At 44.3% G+C, this 23527-nt stretch carries 22 protein-coding genes and 1 tRNA gene; 2 read left to right on the forward strand and 21 right to left on the reverse strand.

The window, feature by feature from the left end:
* Positions 1 to 278: 278 nt before the first annotated feature.
* The 4 genes from gltS to AB6F11_RS01205 form a co-directional block, all read right to left on the reverse strand.
* Complete coding sequence (gltS, locus tag AB6F11_RS01190) at positions 279 to 1493, reverse strand: sodium/glutamate symporter (RefSeq protein ID WP_048612760.1); 1215 nt, start codon at positions 1491 to 1493, stop codon at positions 279 to 281.
* A 254-nt stretch (positions 1494 to 1747) separates the two neighbouring features.
* Positions 1748 to 1838: transfer RNA gene (locus AB6F11_RS01195), tRNA-Ser, on the reverse strand.
* A 180-nt stretch (positions 1839 to 2018) separates the two neighbouring features.
* Positions 2019 to 2468 carry an L-alanine exporter AlaE gene (locus AB6F11_RS01200; protein WP_017062062.1) on the reverse strand — a complete coding sequence of 150 codons (450 nt, stop codon included), beginning with the start codon at positions 2466 to 2468 and terminating at the stop codon, positions 2019 to 2021.
* 248 nt (positions 2469 to 2716) lie between these two features.
* Entirely contained in the window at positions 2717 to 5170 is a 2454-nt protein-coding gene (locus AB6F11_RS01205) for a hybrid sensor histidine kinase/response regulator (RefSeq protein WP_102394097.1), read from the reverse strand.
* Positions 5171 to 5341: 171 nt separating this feature from the next.
* Between AB6F11_RS01205 and AB6F11_RS01210 the strand changes: the two genes are divergently transcribed.
* Entirely contained in the window at positions 5342 to 5911 is a 570-nt protein-coding gene (locus AB6F11_RS01210) for a UPF0149 family protein (RefSeq protein ID WP_017062064.1), read from the forward strand.
* Between the two features lie 75 nt (positions 5912 to 5986).
* Here AB6F11_RS01210 and AB6F11_RS01215 read toward each other — a convergent pair whose 3' ends face one another.
* The 17 genes from AB6F11_RS01215 to aspS all read right to left on the reverse strand — a co-directional run bounded on the left by AB6F11_RS01215 (position 5987) and on the right by aspS (position 22181).
* A complete protein-coding gene (locus tag AB6F11_RS01215; protein ID WP_017063519.1) occupies positions 5987 to 7018 on the reverse strand; it encodes a potassium channel family protein in 1032 nt (343 codons plus the stop codon).
* Positions 7019 to 7193: 175 nt separating this feature from the next.
* Positions 7194 to 8255, reverse strand: coding sequence for a quinolinate synthase NadA (gene nadA, locus AB6F11_RS01220; protein WP_017062067.1), 1062 nt, complete (start codon positions 8253 to 8255; stop codon positions 7194 to 7196).
* Between the two features lie 209 nt (positions 8256 to 8464).
* Complete coding sequence (gene ybgF, locus AB6F11_RS01225; protein ID WP_017072257.1) at positions 8465 to 9247, reverse strand: tol-pal system protein YbgF; 783 nt, start codon at positions 9245 to 9247, stop codon at positions 8465 to 8467.
* Between the two features lie 33 nt (positions 9248 to 9280).
* Positions 9281 to 9823, reverse strand: a complete 543-nt coding sequence (gene pal, locus AB6F11_RS01230) for a peptidoglycan-associated lipoprotein Pal (RefSeq protein ID WP_017062069.1) — start codon at positions 9821 to 9823, stop codon at positions 9281 to 9283.
* A 113-nt stretch (positions 9824 to 9936) separates the two neighbouring features.
* The gene (gene tolB, locus AB6F11_RS01235) at positions 9937 to 11289 is read right to left on the reverse strand and encodes a Tol-Pal system beta propeller repeat protein TolB (protein ID WP_102394098.1); all 1353 of its coding nucleotides are present in this window, start codon (positions 11287 to 11289) and stop codon (positions 9937 to 9939) included.
* A gap of 12 nt (positions 11290 to 11301) precedes the next feature.
* Entirely contained in the window at positions 11302 to 12369 is a 1068-nt protein-coding gene (gene tolA, locus AB6F11_RS01240; protein ID WP_017062071.1) for a cell envelope integrity protein TolA, read from the reverse strand.
* 13 nt (positions 12370 to 12382) lie between these two features.
* On the reverse strand, positions 12383 to 12826 hold the full coding sequence (gene tolR / locus AB6F11_RS01245) for a protein TolR (protein WP_017062072.1): 444 nt from the start codon (positions 12824 to 12826) through the stop codon (positions 12383 to 12385).
* A gap of 3 nt (positions 12827 to 12829) precedes the next feature.
* A complete protein-coding gene (gene tolQ, locus AB6F11_RS01250; protein WP_017062073.1) occupies positions 12830 to 13513 on the reverse strand; it encodes a protein TolQ in 684 nt (227 codons plus the stop codon).
* Positions 13503 to 13940, reverse strand: coding sequence for a tol-pal system-associated acyl-CoA thioesterase (gene ybgC, locus AB6F11_RS01255; RefSeq protein WP_017062074.1), 438 nt, complete (start codon positions 13938 to 13940; stop codon positions 13503 to 13505). Before ybgC ends, tolQ begins: the two co-directional genes overlap by 11 nt.
* Positions 13941 to 14112: 172 nt before the next feature.
* Positions 14113 to 14415: a cyd operon protein YbgE gene (gene ybgE, locus AB6F11_RS01260; RefSeq protein WP_017062075.1), complete on the reverse strand. Its 303-nt coding sequence runs from the start codon at positions 14413 to 14415 to the stop codon at positions 14113 to 14115.
* On the reverse strand, positions 14408 to 14515 hold the full coding sequence (gene cydX / locus AB6F11_RS01265; protein ID WP_000270284.1) for a cytochrome bd-I oxidase subunit CydX: 108 nt from the start codon (positions 14513 to 14515) through the stop codon (positions 14408 to 14410). The genes ybgE and cydX overlap by 8 nt, the downstream gene beginning before the upstream one ends.
* 31 nt (positions 14516 to 14546) lie before the next feature.
* Positions 14547 to 15683 carry a cytochrome d ubiquinol oxidase subunit II gene (gene cydB, locus AB6F11_RS01270; protein ID WP_102398111.1) on the reverse strand — a complete coding sequence of 379 codons (1137 nt, stop codon included), beginning with the start codon at positions 15681 to 15683 and terminating at the stop codon, positions 14547 to 14549.
* Positions 15684 to 15696: 13 nt separating this feature from the next.
* Positions 15697 to 17283: a cytochrome ubiquinol oxidase subunit I gene (gene cydA, locus AB6F11_RS01275; protein ID WP_017062077.1), complete on the reverse strand. Its 1587-nt coding sequence runs from the start codon at positions 17281 to 17283 to the stop codon at positions 15697 to 15699.
* A gap of 540 nt (positions 17284 to 17823) precedes the next feature.
* Complete coding sequence (gene ruvB / locus AB6F11_RS01280) at positions 17824 to 18840, reverse strand: Holliday junction branch migration DNA helicase RuvB (RefSeq protein WP_065585131.1); 1017 nt, start codon at positions 18838 to 18840, stop codon at positions 17824 to 17826.
* Between the two features lie 103 nt (positions 18841 to 18943).
* Positions 18944 to 19555, reverse strand: a complete 612-nt coding sequence (gene ruvA, locus AB6F11_RS01285) for a Holliday junction branch migration protein RuvA (protein ID WP_017062079.1) — start codon at positions 19553 to 19555, stop codon at positions 18944 to 18946.
* 153 nt (positions 19556 to 19708) lie between these two features.
* The gene (gene ruvC, locus AB6F11_RS01290) at positions 19709 to 20230 is read right to left on the reverse strand and encodes a crossover junction endodeoxyribonuclease RuvC (protein ID WP_008219936.1); all 522 of its coding nucleotides are present in this window, start codon (positions 20228 to 20230) and stop codon (positions 19709 to 19711) included.
* A 172-nt stretch (positions 20231 to 20402) separates the two neighbouring features.
* Complete coding sequence (aspS, locus tag AB6F11_RS01295) at positions 20403 to 22181, reverse strand: aspartate--tRNA ligase (RefSeq protein ID WP_017062081.1); 1779 nt, start codon at positions 22179 to 22181, stop codon at positions 20403 to 20405.
* Between the two features lie 314 nt (positions 22182 to 22495).
* On the opposite strand from aspS, the gene AB6F11_RS01300 reads away from it, so the two are divergent.
* On the forward strand, positions 22496 to 23401 hold the full coding sequence (locus tag AB6F11_RS01300; RefSeq protein ID WP_029235140.1) for a DUF72 domain-containing protein: 906 nt from the start codon (positions 22496 to 22498) through the stop codon (positions 23399 to 23401).
* Positions 23402 to 23527 lie beyond the last annotated feature (126 nt).

The raw sequence follows: 23527 nt of genomic DNA on the forward strand, positions 1-23527 counted from the left end.
TAATAATCACCCATACTGGCCGTTTCTATCTGAGATCCAATTAGGAAACAAAGCCGTCTAAAACAGCAATGGCGAGATGCAATGGAAGAATTTGGCCAACTAGCTTCGAAACTCACAGCATTCAGGTAAGTAGATTGCTCATCAAAGCCACAAAAATAATAGAGTTATGTATACCTAGCATTATCAACAAAAGTGGTAGATTACAAAATTAGATCACTAGTAGCTTGCTTTGTTGAACAAGCTACTAATCATCAACTTATGCGAAGCACTGGCTTCATTTACATACCGACAAAGAAACTGATCACTAGCGCGTTGATCAAATCAACAAAGAAACCACACACTAATGGCACCACAATGAACGCTTGTGGGCTTGCGCCATAGCGGTGAGTTACTGCGGTCATGTTCACAATTGCTGTTGCTGTCGAGCCTAGAGTGATACCACCGAAGCCTGAACATATCACCACAGAGTCGTAGTTTCTTCCCATCAAGTAATAAACGACAAACACAGTAAACAGCAGCGAAAGTAAGATCTGGATACTCATGACAACAGAGATATAGCCAAACAGTCCATCGAGATCCCAGATGCGAAGTCCCATCAATGCCATGGTTAAGAACATGCCTAAGCAGATATCAGAGATCATCGCTAAGCCTTTTCGGCCTTGAGCGATTTTCTCTTGTGTACGACGCTTCTTAAACAGTGCTCGACCGACGTTTCCGATTAGGATACCTGCGATTAAACAGCTAACGAATAACGGCAGTTTTAGGCCCATCGAGTCGATAACTTCACTCAAGCTGTAACCCAGCATTAGTGTTAAGTTAAGAATCAACCACGCCCACAGAACGCCGTAGTGGCTAAGCTCTGTTTTTGTTTCACTCTCTTGGAATGCACCAACCGTAACCTCTTCTTCATTAGAAGGGCTTACTTTGTGTTTATTGAGCAGGTAGTTGGCAATCGGGCCACCAATCACACACGCTGCAATTAAACCAACCGTGTTTGAAGCGACACCAAGTTCGAGCGCGTTAGCAATACCAAACTCTTCCACAAACATTGGCGCCCACGCTAACGTTGTGCCTACGCCGCCTATCAAGCTAACAGACCCAGATAGCAAGCCTGCTTTCGCATCCATTCCAAAGCCAGAAGCGACTGCCATTCCGACTACGTTTTGCAACACGATAAAAATGGCAGCAAGACACAGTAGGATGAACAACGGTCGCCCGCCTTTAATCAGTGTTTTAATATCCGCTTGGAGCCCGATGCCAGCAAAAAAGTAGAGGAGCAAAAAGTCTCTGACATCTAGGCTAAAGGTGATTTGGATTTCAAAAATATAGTAAAGCGCCGCTACGGTCGCTGCGCAGACAAAGCCACCAATCACAGGCTCTGGCAGTGAATACTTTCTTAATACTTCAGATCGCTCGATCAAACCTTTACCGATAAACAGTAATGAAATCGCGATCGTAAAAGAGAGCATTGGAGAAACTAGGGTTTCTGTCATGAGGTTATGGATTCCTAATAGTTAGATTATTCATAATATTGCGTACTATTAATAATCTAGGTTCACGCCAAAAAATCAAGCGATTATCTATGATAAAAACACCTAATATGGTTAATTCTGCGACGGTATTAATAGAGATTATAACTATAAAGCAATGATTAAAGGAACGGATATTAGGGAGGTATACAGATGAGGTGGGATATAGAGGCTCTAAAACGAGAAAACCCCAGCATTTCTGCTAGGGTTTTGAATAGTGGTGGAAGGATGGGGATTTGAACCCCAGATACGCTATAAACGTATACTCGCTTTCCAGGCGAGCGCCTTAAGCCACTCAGCCATCCTTCCACAAATTGTGTGTTGAGCATGTCACTCAACGAGGCGCTACTTTATTGATTCTGCTTGCTTTGGTCAAGGGGCATTCTCAAAAAAAGTGCCTTTTTCGGTTTGTTCGATTACAAATTAACTCATTAGATCAAAAACAAACCAAATTTCATTCTTTCGCTGCACTTACGCTTGTTGCTTTTCTTAAGCTTGTTGATAGTAGCCAGGAACTCGAAACCATTTACGACACATATCGAGGAAGTAGCCGTAAAGTACGCCCATACCGCACGAGATAACTGCATTACTGGTGACAGCCGTAACGATCTGGTCGCCTGAAGCACCCACTGCCAACAAAATACCCGCATACACTGGAGACTGGAATAACACGTATGCCATCAAATCAGACAAGTTTTTCATCAATGAGCTTTCTGAAAGTTTTGCACCATTGCGTAAGAACCAATCACGAAAAACGCCATAAGGCCAAGCGATAGCAATGTTTACAGGAATAGATAACGTTCGAGAAGCAAGAGATTGCTCAAACGTCATACCAGAAATAAACACTTCTACGATCATGCCAGAAATAAAACAGAAAACGACCATAGCAAATGTATCCGCAGCTGCGTTTCGAATACAAAATGGACCACGAGACTTCATTGACGACAAACCTAAAATATATCACTGCTTAATTAGTGATTTAGTAACATATAAACAAGGCACATTTGCACCTCACCAGATAATGTCGCTATTAAATCACAAGATTAGTAGTCATACACTCCAAATTAAAAATCAAGTTGTAAATTAACAACCAAAAACCACTTTAAAAGCAGTCACTTTCACCAAAAAATCCAACCAAGGTCAAATATTGGACAGTTCGTCATTTACTTACCGTAATTAAACAACATTTAAGCCATGGGTAGATTTACAGTAATGATATTAATGACATCTTGTGTAGGTGGTGATCCTAAAGCAACCTGCTCTAACGCTTTATCGACTTGTTCAGTAAGTTCCGCGTTGTTCATAGCTTCAACGTGGACACGTAGGCTCTCTAGTGCAAATTGAATCAGTTCTAGGTTGTTGTCTTCTAGCGCCACATACAACGTCACTAACAGCTCTTCAGTGTTATCTTTGTTGCGAAGATCAGGTTTAGGCAGTGACTCGCTTTTACTTTTCGAATCGTGTGGTTTTACGTCTTGGCTTTCGAGCTCATCCGCTTTTACTTCATGGTATTGATAAAGCTTATTTGAATAGCGGAACAAGGCATCATCCAGTTCACGCTCGTCAATCGGCTTAGCAATAATATAATCCACACCTGCCCCCAACATACGCTCGCGAGTCTCTTTAAAGACATCAGCCGTACAACCAAACACCAATACCGATGACACATCGCCTATCAAAGCACGAATAGCAGTGGTTGATTCAACGCCATCCATCACAGGCATATGGTTATCCATGAGCACCAAATCAAAGCGCTCAGCAACCACGGCTTGTATCGCAAGTTCACCGTTTTCGACGCTCTTACAGGTAAAGCCTTTACTGCTCATGAAGGCTTCAATGATCACCGTGTTAGTTCGGTTGTCCTCGACGATCAGTACCTTTAAGCCAGAGTAGTCCAACTTCTTATGTGGCAAACTCTCGATTTCTCCTGGCTGACATGGCTGAATCTTCAAGCGAACATCAAAACTCGTGCCTATCCCTTCTTCACTGGTGACGGTAATACTGCCATCCATCAACTGGGCAATTTTCTTCACAATCGCGAGGCCAAGGCCAGTACCGCCAAAACGCCTTGTGGTCGAAGACTCCGCTTGTTCAAACGGTTTAAAAATACGCTTCTGAGCTTCTTTAGAAATACCAATTCCGGTATCACGAACTCGAATGCTCAGATAGGTGTCACTCCCCTCTACAACTTCTTTCAGGTACACCTCAACAAAGCCTCTGGAGGTGAACTTCACCGCGTTGTTCAATAGATTAAACAAAATTTGGCGAAGGCGAGCTTTATCTGAGAAGTACCAACGACCCGAAGTCACCTCAGAGTACACTTTGAATTGAAGCCCTTTCTCGGAAGACAATGTGTAGTAAACACTGTTAATACTGCCGATGATCGAATCAAGCGGGAAACGCGTTTCATCAAGATCCAACCTGCCCTGCTCGATCTTCGAGAAGTCTAAGATCTCGTTGAGTAGAGTCATCATATGATCGCCGGACTCATACAAGCTCTTAAGATGCTTCTCTTGTTCAGAATTTAGAGGCGTTTTTAATAGGATTTGAGCGGTACCCAATACCCCATTCATCGGAGTGCGAATTTCATGTGACAAGGTCGCAAGGAAAGCGGTTTTTGCATTGGTGGATGCCTGAGCTTTAACCTTTTCCGCTTCGAGATAAATGGTCTTTTCGTTGAAGGTTTTAATCAAATGGCCGATTTCGTCATCACTCGAGTAATCCACATCAATGATTTCGCCGGCTTTCGAACTATCAACCTGTGCTGCAATCCTTGTGATTGGACTAATCAAATAACGGTTCAATAAGTAATACCCCGCCATGACACAAAGTAGCAATAGCGGAACAATACCGCCTTCAATGCTCATCACCTGACGAAACACTTCGTCTTCTACTCGTGATTTGGAGTTCACCACATCCACTTGCCAGCCGAAATCACCAAATTGATTGCTACTGATGTAAATGCCTTCAACGAGATTAAAGTTATGCGAAACCAACACTTGGTTAAGCTTATCTCTGAGCGTAATGCCAAGGTTGTATTCTTCGGCGTGGTTCTTGATAAAACCAAGCAGCTCTTCGAGCGAGAGATCCACCGTGGCAACACCGGCAAAAGTACCGTCGTAATAATAAGGGGAAGACGCCGTAATCATTCGAACGTGTGTGTATGGATCGATATACACATCGCTCCAAGAGATCGTGCCTTGTTTTTGGTTGACGACAGAGGTGTACCAATACTCTTCTTGATAAGGGGCATTTTGGGGGTTGTTGTAAGAATATATCTGGTCGATTATTCCATCGTCGGCTTTATTAAAAAAGTAACTGTTGAGAAGCTTTTTAGAATCAAGCGCATAAGGTTCGGGCCAAATACCGGCACTGACAATCGTATCGTCGCTCGCCGCCAACATGGACTTAAAGAGCTGAATAACATCATCACCGTTACGATGCGCTTGAGCAAACCCAACGAGACTGTCTACGAAGCCTCGAGAACTACTGAGTGGCTCTGTAATCAATGCGGATAACAGTTGCGTACGCAAGTCGAGGTTTTGTTGTAATTTGGCGCGCACAGGGGATTCTACGACGTAATACGTCACACTACCGACAATGGCAATAAACATCGCAAGGTATAATCCAAGCGCTACCATGCTTTTTTTCTTTAAAGACGACCGTATCTGCATAATTCTTTTATTGTTTTCTTTTCTGTTAAACCTAGTGTTTATCATCCATGACATCAAGCCTTTTTAGATTGAAGCTTGATTGGCACAAGTTCATTGGTACTATAAGCGCAAATATGTTCCCTTTTACGGTACCTCACTTTGACTTTACAAGATATTCTTGCGCTTCCAGAGTTGGAAGGAAAGCTAATCACAGAACACAAAACAATGGGCTTTGTCACTGCAATGGCAGCGGCACCGAATGTGTTAACCCCGCATGAGTGGCTACCGTTCTTATGGGGTGGCGAAGAAGTCGCACCTTTTACGGATGGTGAACAGCTAGAAAGCTACATTGAAGTTATCATCGAGCTTTGGAATAAAACCCGCCCAGAACTGATTGAAGGGACTTGGGTTTGGCCTGAAGCTTGTCAATTAGACGACGAAGAAGTGGTGAACACTGCCGCTCGTGATTTTTGTGAAGGCTTGCTTCAAGGCTGGCAGATTGCTCGCGACGATTGGGAAACACTAATGCCTGAAGAGAGCGAAGATAACGCACTCGTTGGCGGTGTCCTGCTGTCACTGAGCATGCTTTACGATCCAGAAACGTCAATTGCTACGCTTGCAGAGCAAGGCATCGAAGGCCTAGAGCAGTTCGAAGAGATCTTTAACGCTGTTCCTGTGATGCTTTGCGGACTAACGCAGCGTGGCATTGCACTGGCTGAAGCTCAATAACAGTTAGCTTTATACAAGCCAAAAGGCCTCATTATGAGGCCTTTTTTAGTTTTCAGACGAAATAAAATAGTCGCTTTAGAAGCCTTTCCAATCGAAGTCATCAATTCGCTCATCAGCAATATAAAACAGCTTAGTGCCACTGCTGACCACTTGATCTAACTCTGGGTTGAGTTCAATACCGCTCCCCGTATCAATGGCGATCAGAGTTGCTTGATACTTCTCTTTAAACACTGAGAAAATAGGCGCGACGGTGACAGACTCAGCGTCTTCAGGGAAATACGTTGAATACTGTGTCATGCCTCTTGTTGAGCTCAATAATTCTTGGTGAAGCGCACTGGAACCTGGGTCTACCGCAGCCTTTGCTAGCATCTCAGCACCCACCGCTGGAATACATTCTGAGTTAGGGCAATGCTTGTGTAACAAATCGCTCAGCGCTTCATCTTTAAAGTAAACAAGAAGGTGCGCTTTAGGGTTTCGGTTGGCACAGTAAAGCGCCGCAGATAACGTAATGTCGTCTTCTGGGTTATCAATCAGGATGCAACTTGCAGACTCAATGCCCGTTTTCTCCATCTCTTTGCCATCGGTGTAGCTGTTTACTTTGACGAAATTGATTTCACCGGGTAACGGGTTCTCGATATCTGAACGCGTACATAGCACGATTGGTCGTTTACCCGTTTCTTCGTGTTGTAGCATGCGGATGAGATGAATGGTTCTTTGCTCATTCCACCCCAACATCAAAATGTGGTTGTCCACTCTAACTCTCCTTTTTCCTAGCAAGCCCGCTCGCCAATATTCAACACCTTCTGTCGCCACTTTACCGAGCAACGCGGCAAAAAGGCTCAACCCGCCTGGAATCACAAATAGAATAACGATCCACTGCCCCGCTACCGTGGTCGGTGATAAATCACCATAACCAACCGTAGAAGCCGTCACCACCAAGTAGTAAGCGAATACGGTAACCGAACTGGTTAAATCTGTTTCACCCGCCAAATACAGCATCGACCACGATAAAGCGATGTAGCCAAGAAAAGTGAACAGTAAGTTTTTGCCATTCAAAACAAAGATGTTTGCTTTGATCCAGCGTTTGAGTTGTAACCAGATTATCATTCGAGCCTCTAATCTTTTCCTCTTACTTACATGCTAGAAAAAATACGCGATATCAACAAGATGTATCATCAGAAAAAGATACATGACCACAAGATTGATATTGGCGGCCTATACGCAGATACAAAAAAACCAGCACTATTGGCTGGTTTTTTTATTGGTTAGATAAAAGAACGACTTACGCGTTACCTTTTACCTGCACATTTAACTGCTCTGCAAAATCTAGCATGCGGTTCAATGGAATAAGAGACTTCACGCGTAATTCGTCAGAAACGAAGATTTCGTGTTGCTCACCACCATTCTCAAGCGCGTTTTCAATCGCTTCAAGGCCGTTCATTGCCATCCAAGGACAGTGTGCGCAGCTACGACACGTTGCACCAGCACCCGCTGTCGGCGCTTCAATCAGCTCTTTTTCAGGAACCAATTGCTGCATCTTGAAGAAGATGCCTTTGTCTGTCGCAACAATCATCTGTGGATGAGGCAGCTCTTTTGCTTTCTTGATCAGTTGGCTTGTTGAGCCTACAGCATCAGCCAGTTCAACCACGCTTGCTGGTGATTCTGGGTGAACCAAGATAGCCGCTTCTGGGTATACCGATTTCATTTTCTTCAAAGCATCAGCTGAGAACTCATCATGAACGATACACTCACCTTGCCAAAGCAACATGTCAGCGCCAGTTTGATTTGCGATGTAAGAACCTAGGTGACGGTCTGGCCCCCAAATAATGGGTTTGCCTTCAGCGTCTAGGCTTTCAACGATTTCTAAAGCGATGCTCGACGTAACTACCCAGTCTGCACGAGCTTTAACAGCTGCAGAGGTGTTCGCGTATACAACCACGGTATGGTCAGGGTGAGCATCACAAAATTCTGTAAATTTGTCAGCAGGACAACCAAGATCAAGTGAACATTCAGCTTCAAGCGTTGGCATTAGAATGCGTTTTTCAGGCGTAAGAATCTTCGCAGACTCACCCATAAAACGAACACCAGCGATGATCAAAGTGCTTGCTGAATGACGGTTACCGAACTTAGCCATCTCTAATGAATCGCCAACGAAACCACCAGTTTCTTCTGCCAGAGCCTGAATTTCAGGATCGGTGTAGTAGTGTGCAATTAGAACTGCATCTTTTTCTTGAAGTAGTTTTTTGATGTTTGCGATGTGGGCCTGTTTCTGAGCGTCGCTCAATGGAACTGGCTTAGGCGGAAACGGGTAAACTGTATCGATTTTATCTAGTATATGACTCATTGCTCTTGCTCTACGCAACTTCTTCCGAGAATCCGAGTATTCTACACAGGACAGCGATTGGGATCAAAAAGGATTGGTTGCAAGCGGTGACTAGCTAATGCTTAAAACGCATAAACAAGGCGATGTGTTGTCATCACTAGCAAGAGAAGTAAACACTAAACGGAAGTGAACAGGTATAAAAAAGAGGCGCCTAAGCACCCCTATTTTGGTTATAAGTGGGTTTTGGCCACTTTAGCCGAAGCACTGTTTGGGTGCTCGGTTACGACTTGTTGGTAATATTTCTTAGCTTGCGTCGCGTTGTTGTTGCGCGCTGCTATGTCACCAAGCTTAACCAGTGCATCTGCTCGCTTGTTTGAGTCTTTGTACGACACAACAGCAGCGAAGCTCTTCACGGCTTCTTTATCTTGCTTCTTAGCGAAATAAAGCTGACCTAACCAGTAATGTGAGTTAGGTGTGAAGGTAGAATCTGGGAAGTCTTTTTGAAACTTTTGGAATGCAGCGATAGCACCCGTGTAGTCTCGTTGCTTTAGAATCATATCTACAGCATTTTGATAAGCAGTTTGCTCATCCACATCAGTACTGAACGTACCAGAAGCGTCTTTAGAGCCTTCGCTCGCCGCCACTGCTACCGTTGCTGTTCCTGCTGCTTTCACCTCGCCTCTTACGCGATCCAGTTCAATGAACAGTTCACGCTGACGCTCTAGCATTTGCTTCATATCGTAGCTGTTTCGTTCCAGCTCACCACGAAGTTCACTGATCTCCAGTGCCATGTCGTCGATTTGCTGTTGCATTTGAAGCTGAACGAGATTGCGATTTTGAAGCAGGCGCTCTAAACGCTCAATATCTGATTCGTTAGATGCTGATCGAGAGGAAGATGATGAATTGGTTGCGGTGCTATTGAGATCGGATACTGGAGCTGGTGCAGCAAACGCGGTGTTCGCTGCACTTGCCAGTAACGAAAGCAAAATGACTCGCTTTGTGTTACTGAACATGAGGCAATTCCTCAATTATATAGTCTACTAAAATTAGTAAACTAGTACTGCGCGACGGTTTTTAGCGTACACATCTTCAGATTGACCTAGAAGAAGTGGCTTCTCTTCACCGTAGCTTACGATAGAGATTTGGTCAGCTTGAACACCTAGAGCTTGTAGGTATTTCGCTACAGCTTGTGCACGACGCTCGCCAAGTGCGATGTTGTACTCAGGAGTACCGCGCTCGTCAGCGTGACCTTCGATAGTAACGTTCATGTCAACGTTCTTAACTAGGTATGCTGCGTGAGCTGCTAGCATTTCTTCGTAATCGCCAGCGATAGTAGAGTTATCGAATGCGAAGTAGATTGTTTGAGTTTCACGTAGCGCTTGCTCTTTAAGCTCTTGCTCAGACAGTTGACCGTTAGCGTCAATTGGCGTTACAACAGTTGTGTCTACATTGCCTTCTGAACCTGAAGTTGTTTGGTTGCTTTCAGTACCAGATGTTGCAGATGTTGCTTCATCAGTTGAGCTACATGCCGTTACTGCCATCACTGGTAGTGCAATCATCAAGCCTTTAAGAACTTTGTTAAGTTGCATCTTTTTTTCCTTACGTTATCAAACTTAGTTTCTACAGCGACTAAGAGTGCTATAGATAGTTAAATGCCACAATAGTTAACACTATCAATAGCTAAAAGAATATGTAATTTTCCCTAGAGGAACGGTGACCATGCAGGCGCTCTTACGCGTCCGTTAGTTGCCGGTAATCTAGCTTTAAAACGTCCATCGATAGAAACCATCGATAGTACATTTGTTTTGTTGTAAATAGAGCTATAGATAACCATACCTCCATTCGGTGCAATACTTGGAGACTCATCTAACAATGTTTTTGTTAGTACCTGAACCGCACCGGTTTCCAAATCTTGCTTAGCCAAGTTAAAACCTGAGTTGCTGCGATTAACCATGATCATGAATCGACCATCAGGAGTGATCTGGCCACCTAAGTTTTGGCTACCTTGCCAAGTAATACGAGAAGTCGAATTATTGGACAAATTTACATTATAAATCTGTGGTTTACCACCACGATCCGATGTGAAAATAAGAGACTTGCCATCTGGGTGCCAGAATGGTTCAGTATTATTCGAACGGCCGCGGGTAATTTGAGTCAGCTTACGGCTATCAAGGTCAAGTGTGTACACCTGAAGGCTGCCCGTTTTCGACAATACCAATGCCAATGTTTTACCATCTGGCGAGAATCTTGGCGCACCATTGTGACGAGGGTATGACGTCACTTTCTCACGTTCACCCGTGTAAATATTCATGATGAATATTTCAGCTTGGCCATTCTGGAAGCTCACATAAGCTAGCTTTTTGCCGTCTGGTGACCATGCTGGAGACATGAGAGGCTGCTTAGAACGAAGTACTAAACGCTCGTTAAAGCCATCGTAGTCAGCAACACGAAGTTGATACGGGTACTTGTCTTTATCGTTCACTACCACGTAAGAGATACGAGTTAAGAACGCGCCTTTCTCACCAGTTAGCTCTTCATACACTAGGTCTGAGATACGGTGTGCGTACTCTCTCAAGCGATTACCAGGAACCGTAGCCTTCTTATTGAATAGAACGTGATCTTTAGAAAGCACTAATTGGCCTTCATCACTCAGCGCACGACTTTGTCCTTTGGTCAGTTGACCACGAACAATGTCGATCAATTGGTAATTCACCACATACTGCCCTTCGGCATTTTTAGTGATACTACCGGTAAGCAATGAGTCAACACCTAGGTTAGTCCAAGCATCAAAGTTAACCTCAGTTTCGCTGTAAGGCGTTTGAGGCATTTTGCTTGTCGCAACTGGGCTGAATTTACCACTGCGCTGTAAGTCAGAAGCGATAACCGCTGATACATCGTGTGGCAATGGCTCTGAGCCTTCCCAACGGAAAGGTACAATAGCTATAGGTCTTGCAGAGTTAATACCGTCTGTAATAACCAGCTCCAGCGCTGCATGTGCAAACTGGCTGCTTGTAGCTATTAAGAAAACAAAACTCAGTAATAGTTTCTTTAACACAAGTTCGTCCTTTTACTCTGGTGATACAGTTAAGTTAATGTCTTTCAGTGAGTTCACAATGTCTGGGTCTTTAGGCAACGGGTAAGATTGTACTTGTGCCACCGCACGCTTGGTTGCTGCACATAAACGGCTATCGCCATCTAAGATACTCAAACTACCCAATATCGCGTTAGAGCCCGTTGGAATCAGCTTAAGGTTCACTCGACATGAGCGTCCTCGATAGCTGTCTTCTAACAACAGGTTCTGTTGAATCAGTTGGGTATAGATAGCCCCGTAACGTTGCGCTTCATCAGTGATAAATTGTTGTCTTGCTGAAGAGTTTTGAGTCGCTTCCGTTTCAAGCCCAGCAAAGATATCGTTCAATGCGGCTTCTTGTTGTTTACGCTCTTTTTCTGCTTTTGCTGCAGCTTCTTTTGCCTTACGGGCTTTCTCTGCTGCGGCTGCCGCTTCTTTCTCTTTCGCTATGCGTTGCTTTTCCGCGAGTTCAGCGGCTTCTTTCTCTTTACGAGCTTTGTCTGCTGCCTCTTTCGCTGCTTTTTCTTTTGCCACGCGTTCTTGTTCAGCTTTTGCGATTGCCGCTTCTTTGGCTTTACGCTCGTTCTCGGCTTTCACTAACGCAGCTTCTTTTAGCTTACGGTCAGCTTCGGCTTTAGCGGCTTTCTTTTGCTCTTGCTGTAAACGCGCTTCTTCAGCTTTGCGTTGTTTCTCTTTCTCAACTCGACGCTTTTCAGCTTCACGAGTTGCTTTAGCTTCTTTCGCTTGCTGTTCTTTTAGCTTGCGAATATTTTCTTCTTCAGCTTTACGATTCTTTTCAAGTCGTTCGCTTTCACGTCTTAGTTTGTCAAGACGCTCTTGCTCTTTCTTGCTTGCCGCTTCTCTTTGTTGACGAATCTGTTGAGCTTGCTGGCGAACCAACTGAGGATCAATCACCACTGCTTGAACCATCTGCCCTGTAGGCTTTGGCTCTGACATCGTGAAATCCGCCCCCCAAATGAGCGCAACGAATAAAATGACGTGCAGCCCAAGAGAAATAAGAAGCGGTGATCTGAAATTATTGGATTTTTTATTATTCGCTTTCATGAATGCTACGGAGCTATTCCCTTATATCCGTTAAAAGGCCAACCTTTGGCACACCTGCACGGCTTAATTCATCAAGTAATAAAACCACTTCAGCGTATGGCGTTGCGGCATCACCACCAACCGCCACTGGAGAGTTTGGCTTCAGAGACAACTCGGCTTTCACACGGACGATAATATCTTCCATTGATAAGCCACGCTGTACTTCTTCGTCATTAACGCTCAAGCCAAGTTCACCGTCTTTGTTCACTTCAACGATGATGAAACTTGCATTGTCGTCACCCAGTAGGTCTTGTGCCGATTTAGCCGTTGAAGCCTGAGGCAATTCAACGTCAACGCCTTGAGTAACAAACGGCGAAGTCACCATAAAAATGATCAGCAAAACAAGCATAACGTCGATGTAAGGTACAACGTTAATCTCTGCTGTCATTTTGCGTTTTTTAGGTTGGTATCCAGCCATCTATTATTCCCTGCCAGCCATCGCTTGACGGTGAAGAATACTGTGAAACTCTTCAGAGAAAGTCGCGTAGTTGTGTTCTAGCTTGCCTACTCGGCTGCTGAAGCGGTTGTACGCCATTACCGCTGGAATCGCAGCGAATAGACCCATTGCTGTTGCGATCAGTGCTTCTGCAATACCAGGAGCAACCATTGCGAGCGTCGCTTGCTTCACTTCACCTAATGCGATGAATGAGTGCATGATGCCCCAAACCGTACCAAATAGGCCGATGTATGGGCTGATAGAGCCAACGGTCGCCAAGAAAGGTAAGTTCGTTTCTAGTTCATCAACCTCACGAGCAACGGCAACGCGCATCGCACGGCCAGTGCCTTCCATAATGAAGTCAGGTGATGTTGCATTCGATTTACGAAGGCGAGCGAACTCAGTAAAGCCTGCGTAGAAAATTTCTTCAGTACCAGAAAGCTCGTCTTTGCGTTTGTTGCTCTCTTGGTACAGTTTTGCAAGATCAACGCCTGACCAAAATTTGTCTTCAAACACTTCTGTTTGTTTAGAAGCTTGAGATAACACTTTACTTCTTTTTATGATCATCGCCCAAGAAACAACAGACATGCCCATAAGAGTCAGCATGACCATCTTAACTAGTAAACTAGCTTCTAAAATTAGGCCTAAGATTGAGATTTCAGCAGTCACTATTCGTTAGCTCCGTGAGAATAAATGTTGGCATTGCTTTGGGTTTCATTTTTTGATTATCGATACATGCTACCTTAACCATTGCTTTACACAATGCCTTGCCATCAGGATTTACGATCTCTTGACAGAAGACCAAGGTAGCTCGCTTCAACTCGTAAATATTTGTAATGACTTGTAAAGAATCATCAAGACGCGCGCCTTGAATAAAATCAATGTCCATATGTCGGACTACAAAACCGATGTTTTGTTCTAACAATACTTGCTGAGAAACGCCAATTGAGCGCAACATCTCAGTTCGAGCGCGTTCGAAAAACTTAAGATAGTTTGAATGGTATACAACGCCACCCGCATCGGTGTCTTCGTAATACACAGTCACTGGCCACGTAAATAGCTTAGATAATCCCTGCAATTTGCTACCACAATCCAAAACGATAAAGATCTCACTATAACCTAACTCCTTATCATTAATAGTATATCGCTGTGAATTTTTTGATTTGAGAGACGAAAAAAAAGGCCATCTGTATAAGATGACCTCTTTTTGGCTAAAAACCCAACAAGTATAAAGGCTCACGTTGTTATGAACCTAAATCCTTTGCCTTTTATAGAAGGCGCAGCACCGTTAGGTAGAGCAAAATTGTGAGTGAAACATATGGGCTAAACAGTAGCTGCCACATCCAAGCTCTTGGCTTAAATCCGATACCGTAAACCATGCTTGAGCATACTGCCCAAATAAACATTGGTCCGATGATCGCGTTAAAGCCACCGATGCTTGTCGCATACGCTTCAGGATCCCACATCACTAAACCCACATGCATGAAACCCAATACTAGGGCTAAGGCTCTAAGCAGAGTCTTATCCATTGGTTGATGCAGCTTAGCGATTTGCTCTGCGAGATTACTCACTGTCTTTGTCCATCATTTCTGAATGCTCTAGCCATAGAGCATTGATGATGCCGAATGCACATGCTAGAAGTACACCCAAAATCCATGCGAAATACCACATAAAATTTCTCCTAAGTTATTTAACTTCTAGCTTAGTAAGCTGAAACGTCGTTATCTTCGATGTGTTTCTTATCTAGACGACCGAACATTTTGTAGTATGTCCAAGTTGTGTAGCCAAGAATCACAGGAACCATTACCGCCGCAACGACAGTCATAAGACCAAGCGTTAGCTCACTCGCTGTTGAATCCCACATAGTCAAGCTTTGGTTAGGGTTCAGGCTTGATGGCATTACGAATGGGAACATTGCAAAACCAGCCGTTAGAATAACACCAGCGTTCGATAGGCTTGAGAACAAGAATGCGAAACCACCACGCTCAAAGCGAGATGCAATCACAGCAAGCAGTGGCATTGCTACACCAAGGATCGGCGCAGCCCACATTGCTGGATAAGTTTCGAAGTTTGTCATCCAAGCACCCACTTGAAGTGATACTTCTTTGTTTAGTGGGTTTGAGTCAGCAAACGTATCGATAGTGCTCGTAATTACATAGCCTTCGATAGATTGAACCCAGAAACCACCAATAATGAACAGAGCAATAGCAATTAGGCCAGTGATCTGAGCAACGTTACGAGCACGAGCGTGCAGCGCTTCTGTTGTCTTCATTTGAAGCCATGTTGCACCTTGCATCACGAACAACATCAGAGCCAACACACCACAAAGCAATGCAAATGGGTTAAGCAGAGCGAAGAACGTACCATGGTACTTAGACATCATAAATTCGTTCAGTTCAAATGGAACACCTTGTAGTAGGTTACCAAATGCCACACCGAAAATGATTGGTGGTACTGCGCCACTAAAGCAAAGTGCGTAGTCCCAAGTTTTGCGCCATTTTGGATCTTCGATCTTTGAACGGTAGTCAAGAGCAAGTGGACGTAACCAAAGTGCAGCTAGCGTTACGTACATTGCGAAGTAAAAACCAGAGAAAGACGTCGCGTAAACCAGTGGCCATGCAGCAAACAATGCACCACCCGCAGTGATAAGCCAAACTTGGTTACCATCCCAGTGAGGGGCAATCGTGTTTAGCATAATACGACGTTCAGTGTCGCTCTTACCGATAACAGGTGACAGAGCGGCAACACCCATATCAAAGCCATCAGTTACGGCGAAACCAACCAGTAGAACACCGATCAATACCCACCAAATAAGTCGTAAGCTTTCGTAATCAAACATAATATTCCCTCACTTATACTTCAACTGAACGGCTAACTTTGTCTTCAACAGAGTTATCGTTTTGTTCGAAGTGGTAACGGCCTGTCTTCAAGCTACTTGGACCTTTACGTGCGAATTTCAGCATTAGGTAAACTTCAGCAATCAAGAACACTGTGTAAAGTGCCAGGATAGCGAATAGAGAAGTCCAAAGCTGTTCAATAGTCAGTGCTGATGCAGCAACGTTAACCGGTAGGATTTCACCAACCGCCCATGGTTGACGACCAAACTCAGCAACGAACCAACCTGCTTCAATCGCAATCCAAGGAAGTGGGATTGAGAATAGCGCAGCTTTAAGTACCCATGGTTTCTGTTCGATTTTCTGACGACACGTTTGAACAAACGCAGCACCGAATACAAACAGCATGATGAAGCCACAAGCAACCATCAGACGGAATGACCAGAATAGAGGCCAAACTGTTGGGATAGAATCATCCGCAGCCATTTGGATTTGGTCTTCAGTTGCATCAACAACGTCGTCTGTGTAGCGCTTAAGAAGCAAGCCGTAACCTAGGTCACCTTTCACTTCGTCGAACGCAGCCATGTTTTCTTCAGACTTATCGCCTGCACGTAGCTTTTCAAGCAGCTCGTACGCGTACATACCAGTACGGATACGATCAACGTGGTCATCACGTAGGTCACGTAGGCCCGTTACTTCAGTATCAAGCGAACGCGTTGCGATGATACCCATTACGTAAGGAATTTTAATTGCGTAGTCAGTATTCATTGTCTCTTGGTTCGGAATACCAAAAACAGTAAATGCTGCTGGTGCTTCTTCAGTGTGCCATTCCGCTTCTACAGCAGCGAGCTTCACTTTTTGAACTTCACCAAGCTCGTAACCAGATTCATCACCTAGTACGATTACTGACAAGATCGCCGCCATACCGAAAGACGCTGCAATCGCGAAAGAACGACGAGCAAAGGCAAGGTCACGACCTTTAAGAATGTAGTATGAGCTGATACCAAGGATGAACATTGCACCCGTTGTGTAACCAGACGCTACTGTGTGTACGAATTTAACTTGTGCTACTGGGTTTAGTACAACTTCAGCGAAGCTCACCATTTCCATACGCATAGTTTCAAAGTTAAATTCCGCACCCACTGGGTTTTGCATCCAGCCGTTTGCTACCAAGATCCAAAGCGCAGAGAAGTTAGAGCCAAGTGCTACTAACCAAGTTACCGCTAAGTGCTGACGCTTTGACAGTCTGTCCCAACCGAAGAAGAATAGGCCAACAAAAGTAGACTCTAGGAAGAATGCAACAAGCGCTTCGATAGCTAGCGGAGCACCAAAAATGTCGCCAACATAGTGAGAATAGTAAGACCAGTTAGTACCAAACTGGAACTCCATGGTTAAGCCTGTCGCTACACCAAGAGCAAAGTTAATACCAAACAATTTACCCCAGAACTTGGTCATGTCCTTGTAAATTTGCTTGCCAGTCATTACATAAACCGACTCCATAATGGCAAGTAGAAATGCCATACCTAAAGTCAGTGGAACAAATAGGAAGTGATACATCGCTGTAAATGCAAACTGCAATCGCGACAGATCAACAACATCAATCATGGTAACTCCTTTGTGTCGGCTGAATGACACTTGTGTGATTATTCACCGCAAAAATCCATGTTAAAACAATTTATGTAATTGTTATTACAAGTTGAAATTTGTAGCAAAAACGTACCGTTATAGTTAGATTATTGTTAAGCATGAGCTAATATAGCTGGCGCTAATATTACTGGTAAAATCAGTATGTTTCAAAAGGTTTATGGGAGAACCCTGCGTTGATTTGTATCAAATTTATTCGAGCAAATTAGAGTTATTTTTGTACAATTATGATTAAAATCACACCAATTATGCTTGTCTTAATAACAGCGCATGATATCTGTGACAAATGCTCAGCACCACTTCAACATACGAATTACAACTACCTATAAAGTATTAACAAAAAATATGACAACTTATTTCATTTTTTGCTAACTAAATCAAAGTTTTCATTTTTGACAGAGGCTATTCAGCCTTTTTATCGAATCGCTCAAAGAGTTGTTATTCAATAAAAAGCAAAAAATCCCAGCGCTTATGCAACTGGGATCTTTGAAAATGAATAATTTAACGATTAGATGGTTTATCTATTCCAAAGTGTAAATACGCTCTGTCGGTCGCGATTCGACCTCTTGGCGTTCTTTGTAAGTAACCTTGCTGAATCAAGTAAGGCTCCAACACATCTTCAATGGTGTCTCTCTCTTCACCAATCGCAGCTGCCATGTTGTCGATACCAACCGGACCACCACCAAACTTCTCCATTATCGCAAGCAGAAGCTTTCTATCCATGTAATCAAAGCCTTTGGCGTCAACGTCCAGCATGTTGAGTGCTTTATCTGCAACGTCTGGGCAAATATGTCCATCGCCTTTCACTTCCGCATAGTCACGAACACGACGTAGTAGACGGTTAGCAATACGTGGCGTACCACGAGCTCGGCGAGCAACTTCTAGCGCCCCTTCGGACTCCATAGAAAGACCAAGGCAATCTGCACTGCGCTGAACGATGTTTTGTAGATCTTCAACCTTGTAGTACTCAAGACGCTGAGTAATACCAAAACGGTCACGTAACGGCGATGTCAGTGAGCCAGCACGAGTGGTTGCGCCAATCAAAGTAAAAGGAGGAAGGTCAATCTTGATAGAGCGTGCCGCTGGGCCTTCACCAATCATGATATCTAATTGGTAGTCTTCCATTGCAGGGTACAACACCTCTTCAACCACAGGGCTTAAACGGTGAATCTCATCAATGAACAGGACATCATTTTCTTCGAGATTGGTCAGTAACGCCGCTAGGTCGCCTGCTTTTTCTAGAACAGGGCCTGAAGTCGTACGAATGTTGACATCCATCTCATTGGCAACAATGTTCGCCAACGTGGTTTTACCCAAGCCTGGAGGGCCAAATATCAACAGATGGTCGAGCGCCTCGTTACGCAGTTGTGCCGCTTTGATGAAAATCTCCATCTGGCCACGAACGTGATCCTGACCTTGATAGTCAGCCAGTGCTTTAGGGCGTATTGCACGATCAATGACATCTTCATCTTTGAATACTGGGTTATCCGGTGCAATAAGGCGATCGGCTTCAATCATAAATTCTGCTATTCCTAACTATGCTCTTGTTGACTCTGCGCTTCTTGACTCTGTGTAAAGGCAAAGTGAATGAGTCTATTTTGTCGAACAAGTATATTGGGTATTAAACCATCGATTTCAGAGCTTCGCGAATCAACTGTTCGCTGGTCATGCCATCTTTAGCCACTTGAGAAACCACCTTGGAAGCTTGAGTCGGCTTGTAGCCTAATGCAAGTAGCGCACTTACCGCTTCTTCTTCCGCGTCGTGAACGGTTGGCATAGAATCAATCGGAGCTGCATCTGTCGCTGGAGTAAACAAGTCACCCGCGCCCCACCCTTTCAGGCGGTCTTTCATTTCAACAACCAGACGTTCAGCGGTTTTCTTACCCACACCCGGAAGTTTAACCAGCGTAGAGATATCTTCACGCTCAACACTCTGCACAAACTGGCTCGCAGTCATGCCTGAGAGGATGCCAAGGCCGAGCTTAGGACCAACACCATTTGCTTTGATGACTTCACGAAACAGCGCACGTTCTTTAACTGTATTGAATCCGTAAAGCAGTTGTGCATCTTCACGAACAACAAAGTGAGTGTAGATAATTGCCTCTTCGCCAACATTTGGTAATTCATAAAAACAGCTCATTGGCATTTGAACTTCATAGCCAACACCACTCACTTCGATTAGTAATTCTGGTGGCTGTTTTTCTATTAATGTACCGCGTAGACGTCCGATCACAATTCACTCTCTTGATGGAATATAATTTGAGGGACAGAATATAAAAGAACTGGATGCTTATCCAGTTCTTTGTGTTTATTAGGATGATTTATTTAAGCTTGCTTAGCTTAAGAAACCGAATGATTCTGTCTTCAGAAACGCCATAGCCTATGGTTATCGGTAACGCCCTTTTCTTGCACCTGTTGCTTTACCCGCAAGCGCTATCAAAGTTTTATTGGTGTTGGCGTGAGTGATCGCTACGCCTAGAGCATCGGCAGCATCGGCCTGTGGTTTAGCGGGTAACTTAAGCATGCTCATCACCATGTTCTGAACCATAGACTTGTCCGCACCACCATTACCCGTCACCGCTTGCTTAATTAAACGAGCCGCGTATTCATGAACAGGCAAATCCGCATTTACAGCCGCTACGATCGCGCTGCCCCTAGCTTGCCCAAGCTTAAGCGCTGAGTCTGCATTCTTAGCCATGAAGACCTGCTCTATCGCAAACACATCCGGTTGGAACTGAGTAATAATTTCGCTCACACCTGCATAGATCTGCTTGAGTCGACCCGGCAACTCTTTTTCTGAGGTGCGAATGCAACCACTCCCTAAGTAATATAGGTGGCGGCCATTTTGACGAATAACACCGTAACCGGTAATGCGTGAGCCAGGGTCAATCCCTAAGATAATAGACATAACTTCAAATACTGATTATTTATACATGCTTTATGAGCTTAGTATATCGAACGCAAAAAAAAATGCCCGTCAAATTAACGGGCATTCTCTAATTTACTGGCAAGTCTTGGCTAATTAATTGAGAGCTCTCTATCAACTAGGATCTCTTCATCAACAAGAAAAGATAACAGGCTTACGCTTGCTCTTTTTTCTCTGCCAATTTAACTGCGATTGCTAGCTCTTCCAGTGATGCTGGGTTCGCTAGGCTTGGCGCGTCTGTCAGTAGACATGCTGCAGCTGTTGTTTTCGGAAATGCGATAACGTCACGGATGTTCTCAGTACCACAAAGCAGCATTGCTAGACGGTCAAGACCGAATGCTAGACCAGCGTGCGGTGGCGTGCCGTACTTAAGCGCTTCAAGTAGGAAGCCGAACTTCTCTTGTTGCTCTTGTGCTTCGATACCTAGGATACCAAATACCGCTGTTTGCATTTCTGCGTTGTGGATACGTACAGAACCGCCGCCTACTTCGTAGCCGTTGATTACCATGTCGTATGCATCAGAATTTGCTGCTGCTGGGTTCGCTTTTAGCTCTTCCGCGTTCACACCTAGTGGTGATGTGAATGGGTGGTGCATTGCGTGTAGGTTACCTTCGCCGTCTTCTTCGAACATTGGGAAGTCAACAACCCACAGTGGAGCCCATGCAGATGTGTCTGTTAGCTCTAGATCCGTACCTAGTTTAAGACGAAGTGCGCCCATTGCTTCAGCAACGATGCCCGCTTTGTCTGCACCGAACAGAATGATATCGCCAGATTCAGCTTGAGTGCGATCTAGAATACCGTTGATTACGTCTTCGCTTAGGAACTTAGCAACTGGAGATTGAATACCTTCCATGCCTGCAGCACGGTCGTTAACCTTCATCCAAGCTAGGCCTTTCGCGCCGTAGATGTTTACGTGTTCAGCGTAACCGTCGATTTGCTTACGAGTTAGCTTAGCACCACCTGGAACACGGATAACTGCTACGCGACCTTTTTCGTCGTTAGCTGGGCCAGAGAATACCTTGAATTCAACATCTTTAACCAAGTCAGCAACGTCAACTAGCTCTAGTGGGTTACGTAGATCTGGCTTATCAGAACCGAAACGACGAATCGCTTCAGAGAAAGGCATTACTGGGAATTGACCTAGTTCAACATCTAGAAGTTCTTTCCACATATCGTGAACAAGCTTCTCAGTCACGTTACGTACTTCTTGAGAAGTCATGAAAGATGTTTCGATATCGATTTGAGTAAATTCAGGCTGACGGTCAGCACGTAAATCTTCATCACGGAAACATTTAACGATTTGGTAGTAACGGTCAAAACCAGACATCATCAGCAGTTGCTTGAAAAGCTGAGGAGATTGAGGAAGTGCGTAGAAGCTACCTTTGTGAACACGGCTTGGTACTAGGTAGTCACGAGCACCTTCTGGTGTCGCTTTCGTTAGTACTGGCGTTTCGATGTCTAGGAATAAGTTCTCATCTAGGAAACGACGAACGAAGCTAGAAGCACGTGCACGAAGCTTAATACGGTCGCTCATTTCTGGACGACGAAGATCGATGTAACGGTACTTAAGACGCTGCTCTTCAGAGTTCGTTTGGTTGAAGTCTAGTGGAAGCGCTTCTGAACGGTTAATGATCTCTAGACCCGTCGCGTAAAGTTCTACTTCACCAGTAGCCATGTCTTTATTTACTTGGCTGTCCGGACGAACTCGTACTTCACCAGTAAACTTGATACAGAATTCATTACGCAGTTGGTTAGCGATCGGGAAGATATCTTTCATATCTGGATCGACAACAACCTGAACGATGCCTTCACGATCACGCATATCAATAAAGATAAGACCGCCTAAATCACGGCGACGGTTTACCCAGCCGCACAATTCTACAGTTTGTCCCGCCAGGGACTTGTTCAGGTTACCACAGTAATGGGTACGCATAATGAATTTCCCAATCTCTTAATTATTTACTAATTTCCAAGCTGTCAGTGGTCATTCCACACAACAGAGCAAAGGAACATTTATACGCGGAAACTCGCTTAAAATCGACCTTCCACATTCGAATTTATTGTGTTTTATCTGGCTTTGCTGCTTTTTAGCCCATCAAGTGCGCAAAGATTCATCAAAACCGAAAAAATTGCGATAATTATATCTCGAAAGTACCTTAATCAGCAAAACTCTCGTAAAGTAGATTTTCGTTTCAACCCAAAAACTTTTTGTAATGACTGATGGCGTGATGGATAACGGTGTAATAGATGGATAATCGTGTAATAACAACAGAAACTTTACCTCTAAGACTTGGATTAACTATGTGGTCTCATTCTGAGTGGCAAAGTCAGTTCTACGGTAAAGGCACCAAGCCTGCCGAACGCTTGGAAAAATACACCCAAGTTTTCCATACCGTTGAGGGCAACACCACCTTTTACGCTACGCCAAGTATGTCTACCGTTCACAATTGGAAAGCCGCCAGTCACGATGATTTCAAGTTCACCTTCAAATTGCCCAAATTCATCACCCACCAGCAACAACTGAGACACTGCCAAGCCGAACTCAAAGAGTTCTTGATGACGATGTCGCCACTGCATGACCGTATTGGTCAATGGACGATTCAGCTGCCGCACAGTTTTGAGCCCAGCATGCTGCCTGCCCTACAAAAGTTTTGCACCTTATTCCCAAAAGATATGCAGCTTGGCGTCGAAGTTCGACACTTAGGTTTCTTTGATAAGGGCGATGCGGAAAAACGCTTCAACCAATGGCTGGTTGAGGAAGGCATCAATCGCATCATTATGGACAGCCGCCCCGTTTTCTCTGCGCCACCCACCACAGAAGCGGTGATCGATGCGCATCAGAAAAAACCGCGTGTTCCTGTTCATGCAATTGCTACCGCCAATAACCCGATGATTCGATTTATTGGTCACCCAGACCAAGAACCTAATATTGAGTTTTTTAAGCCTTGGTTTGCCAAAATCCCAAACTGGCTTAATGAAGGCAAGCAGCCCTATTTAATGATCCACACCCCAGACAATAACCACGCACCTGAACTTGCGATTGCTATTTATAAGAGGCTACAAAAGCAAGTCTCTGAAAATACATCATTATTACTGCCCGAACTGGCTCAGTTTCCAGCTCAAAAAGGCAATCACCAAATCTCGATGTTTTAACCTCTCACTTGTAAGTAGCTTCGAACCTTGAGCTAAATCTCAGTTTTCGTGACAGTGGCGTTTTTTTTACGTAAAATACGCCCCCTTTTATTTGGTACGAATTTTGTGCCAATTACGCTGACTGTC

The sequence above is a fragment of the Vibrio sp. 10N.247.311.14 genome, from assembly GCF_041467715.1.
In the GTDB taxonomy this organism is placed as follows: domain Bacteria; phylum Pseudomonadota; class Gammaproteobacteria; order Enterobacterales; family Vibrionaceae; genus Vibrio; species Vibrio crassostreae_C.

Coding starts and splice junctions, on each gene's coding strand:
- aspS (WP_017062081.1), bottom strand. CDS start 22,181: ATGCGTACCCATTACTGTGGTAACCTGAACAAGTCCCTGGCGGGACAA.
- tolR (WP_017062072.1), bottom strand. CDS start 12,826: ATGGCTGGATACCAACCTAAAAAACGCAAAATGACAGCAGAGATTAAC.
- nadA (WP_017062067.1), bottom strand. CDS start 8,255: ATGAGTCATATACTAGATAAAATCGATACAGTTTACCCGTTTCCGCCT.
- ruvC (WP_008219936.1), bottom strand. CDS start 20,230: ATGTCTATTATCTTAGGGATTGACCCTGGCTCACGCATTACCGGTTAC.
- cydB (WP_102398111.1), bottom strand. CDS start 15,683: ATGTTTGATTACGAAAGCTTACGACTTATTTGGTGGGTATTGATCGGT.
- tolA (WP_017062071.1), bottom strand. CDS start 12,369: ATGAAAGCGAATAATAAAAAATCCAATAATTTCAGATCACCGCTTCTT.
- AB6F11_RS01205 (WP_102394097.1), bottom strand. CDS start 5,170: ATGGTAGCGCTTGGATTATACCTTGCGATGTTTATTGCCATTGTCGGT.
- AB6F11_RS01200 (WP_017062062.1), bottom strand. CDS start 2,468: ATGAAGTCTCGTGGTCCATTTTGTATTCGAAACGCAGCTGCGGATACA.
- AB6F11_RS01215 (WP_017063519.1), bottom strand. CDS start 7,018: ATGATAATCTGGTTACAACTCAAACGCTGGATCAAAGCAAACATCTTT.
- cydX (WP_000270284.1), bottom strand. CDS start 14,515: ATGTGGTATTTCGCATGGATTTTGGGTGTACTTCTAGCATGTGCATTC.
- gltS (WP_048612760.1), bottom strand. CDS start 1,493: ATGACAGAAACCCTAGTTTCTCCAATGCTCTCTTTTACGATCGCGATT.
- ybgF (WP_017072257.1), bottom strand. CDS start 9,247: ATGTTCAGTAACACAAAGCGAGTCATTTTGCTTTCGTTACTGGCAAGT.
- cydA (WP_017062077.1), bottom strand. CDS start 17,283: ATGATTGATGTTGTTGATCTGTCGCGATTGCAGTTTGCATTTACAGCG.
- AB6F11_RS01300 (WP_029235140.1), top strand. CDS start 22,496: ATGGATAATCGTGTAATAACAACAGAAACTTTACCTCTAAGACTTGGA.
- ruvB (WP_065585131.1), bottom strand. CDS start 18,840: ATGATTGAAGCCGATCGCCTTATTGCACCGGATAACCCAGTATTCAAA.
- pal (WP_017062069.1), bottom strand. CDS start 9,823: ATGCAACTTAACAAAGTTCTTAAAGGCTTGATGATTGCACTACCAGTG.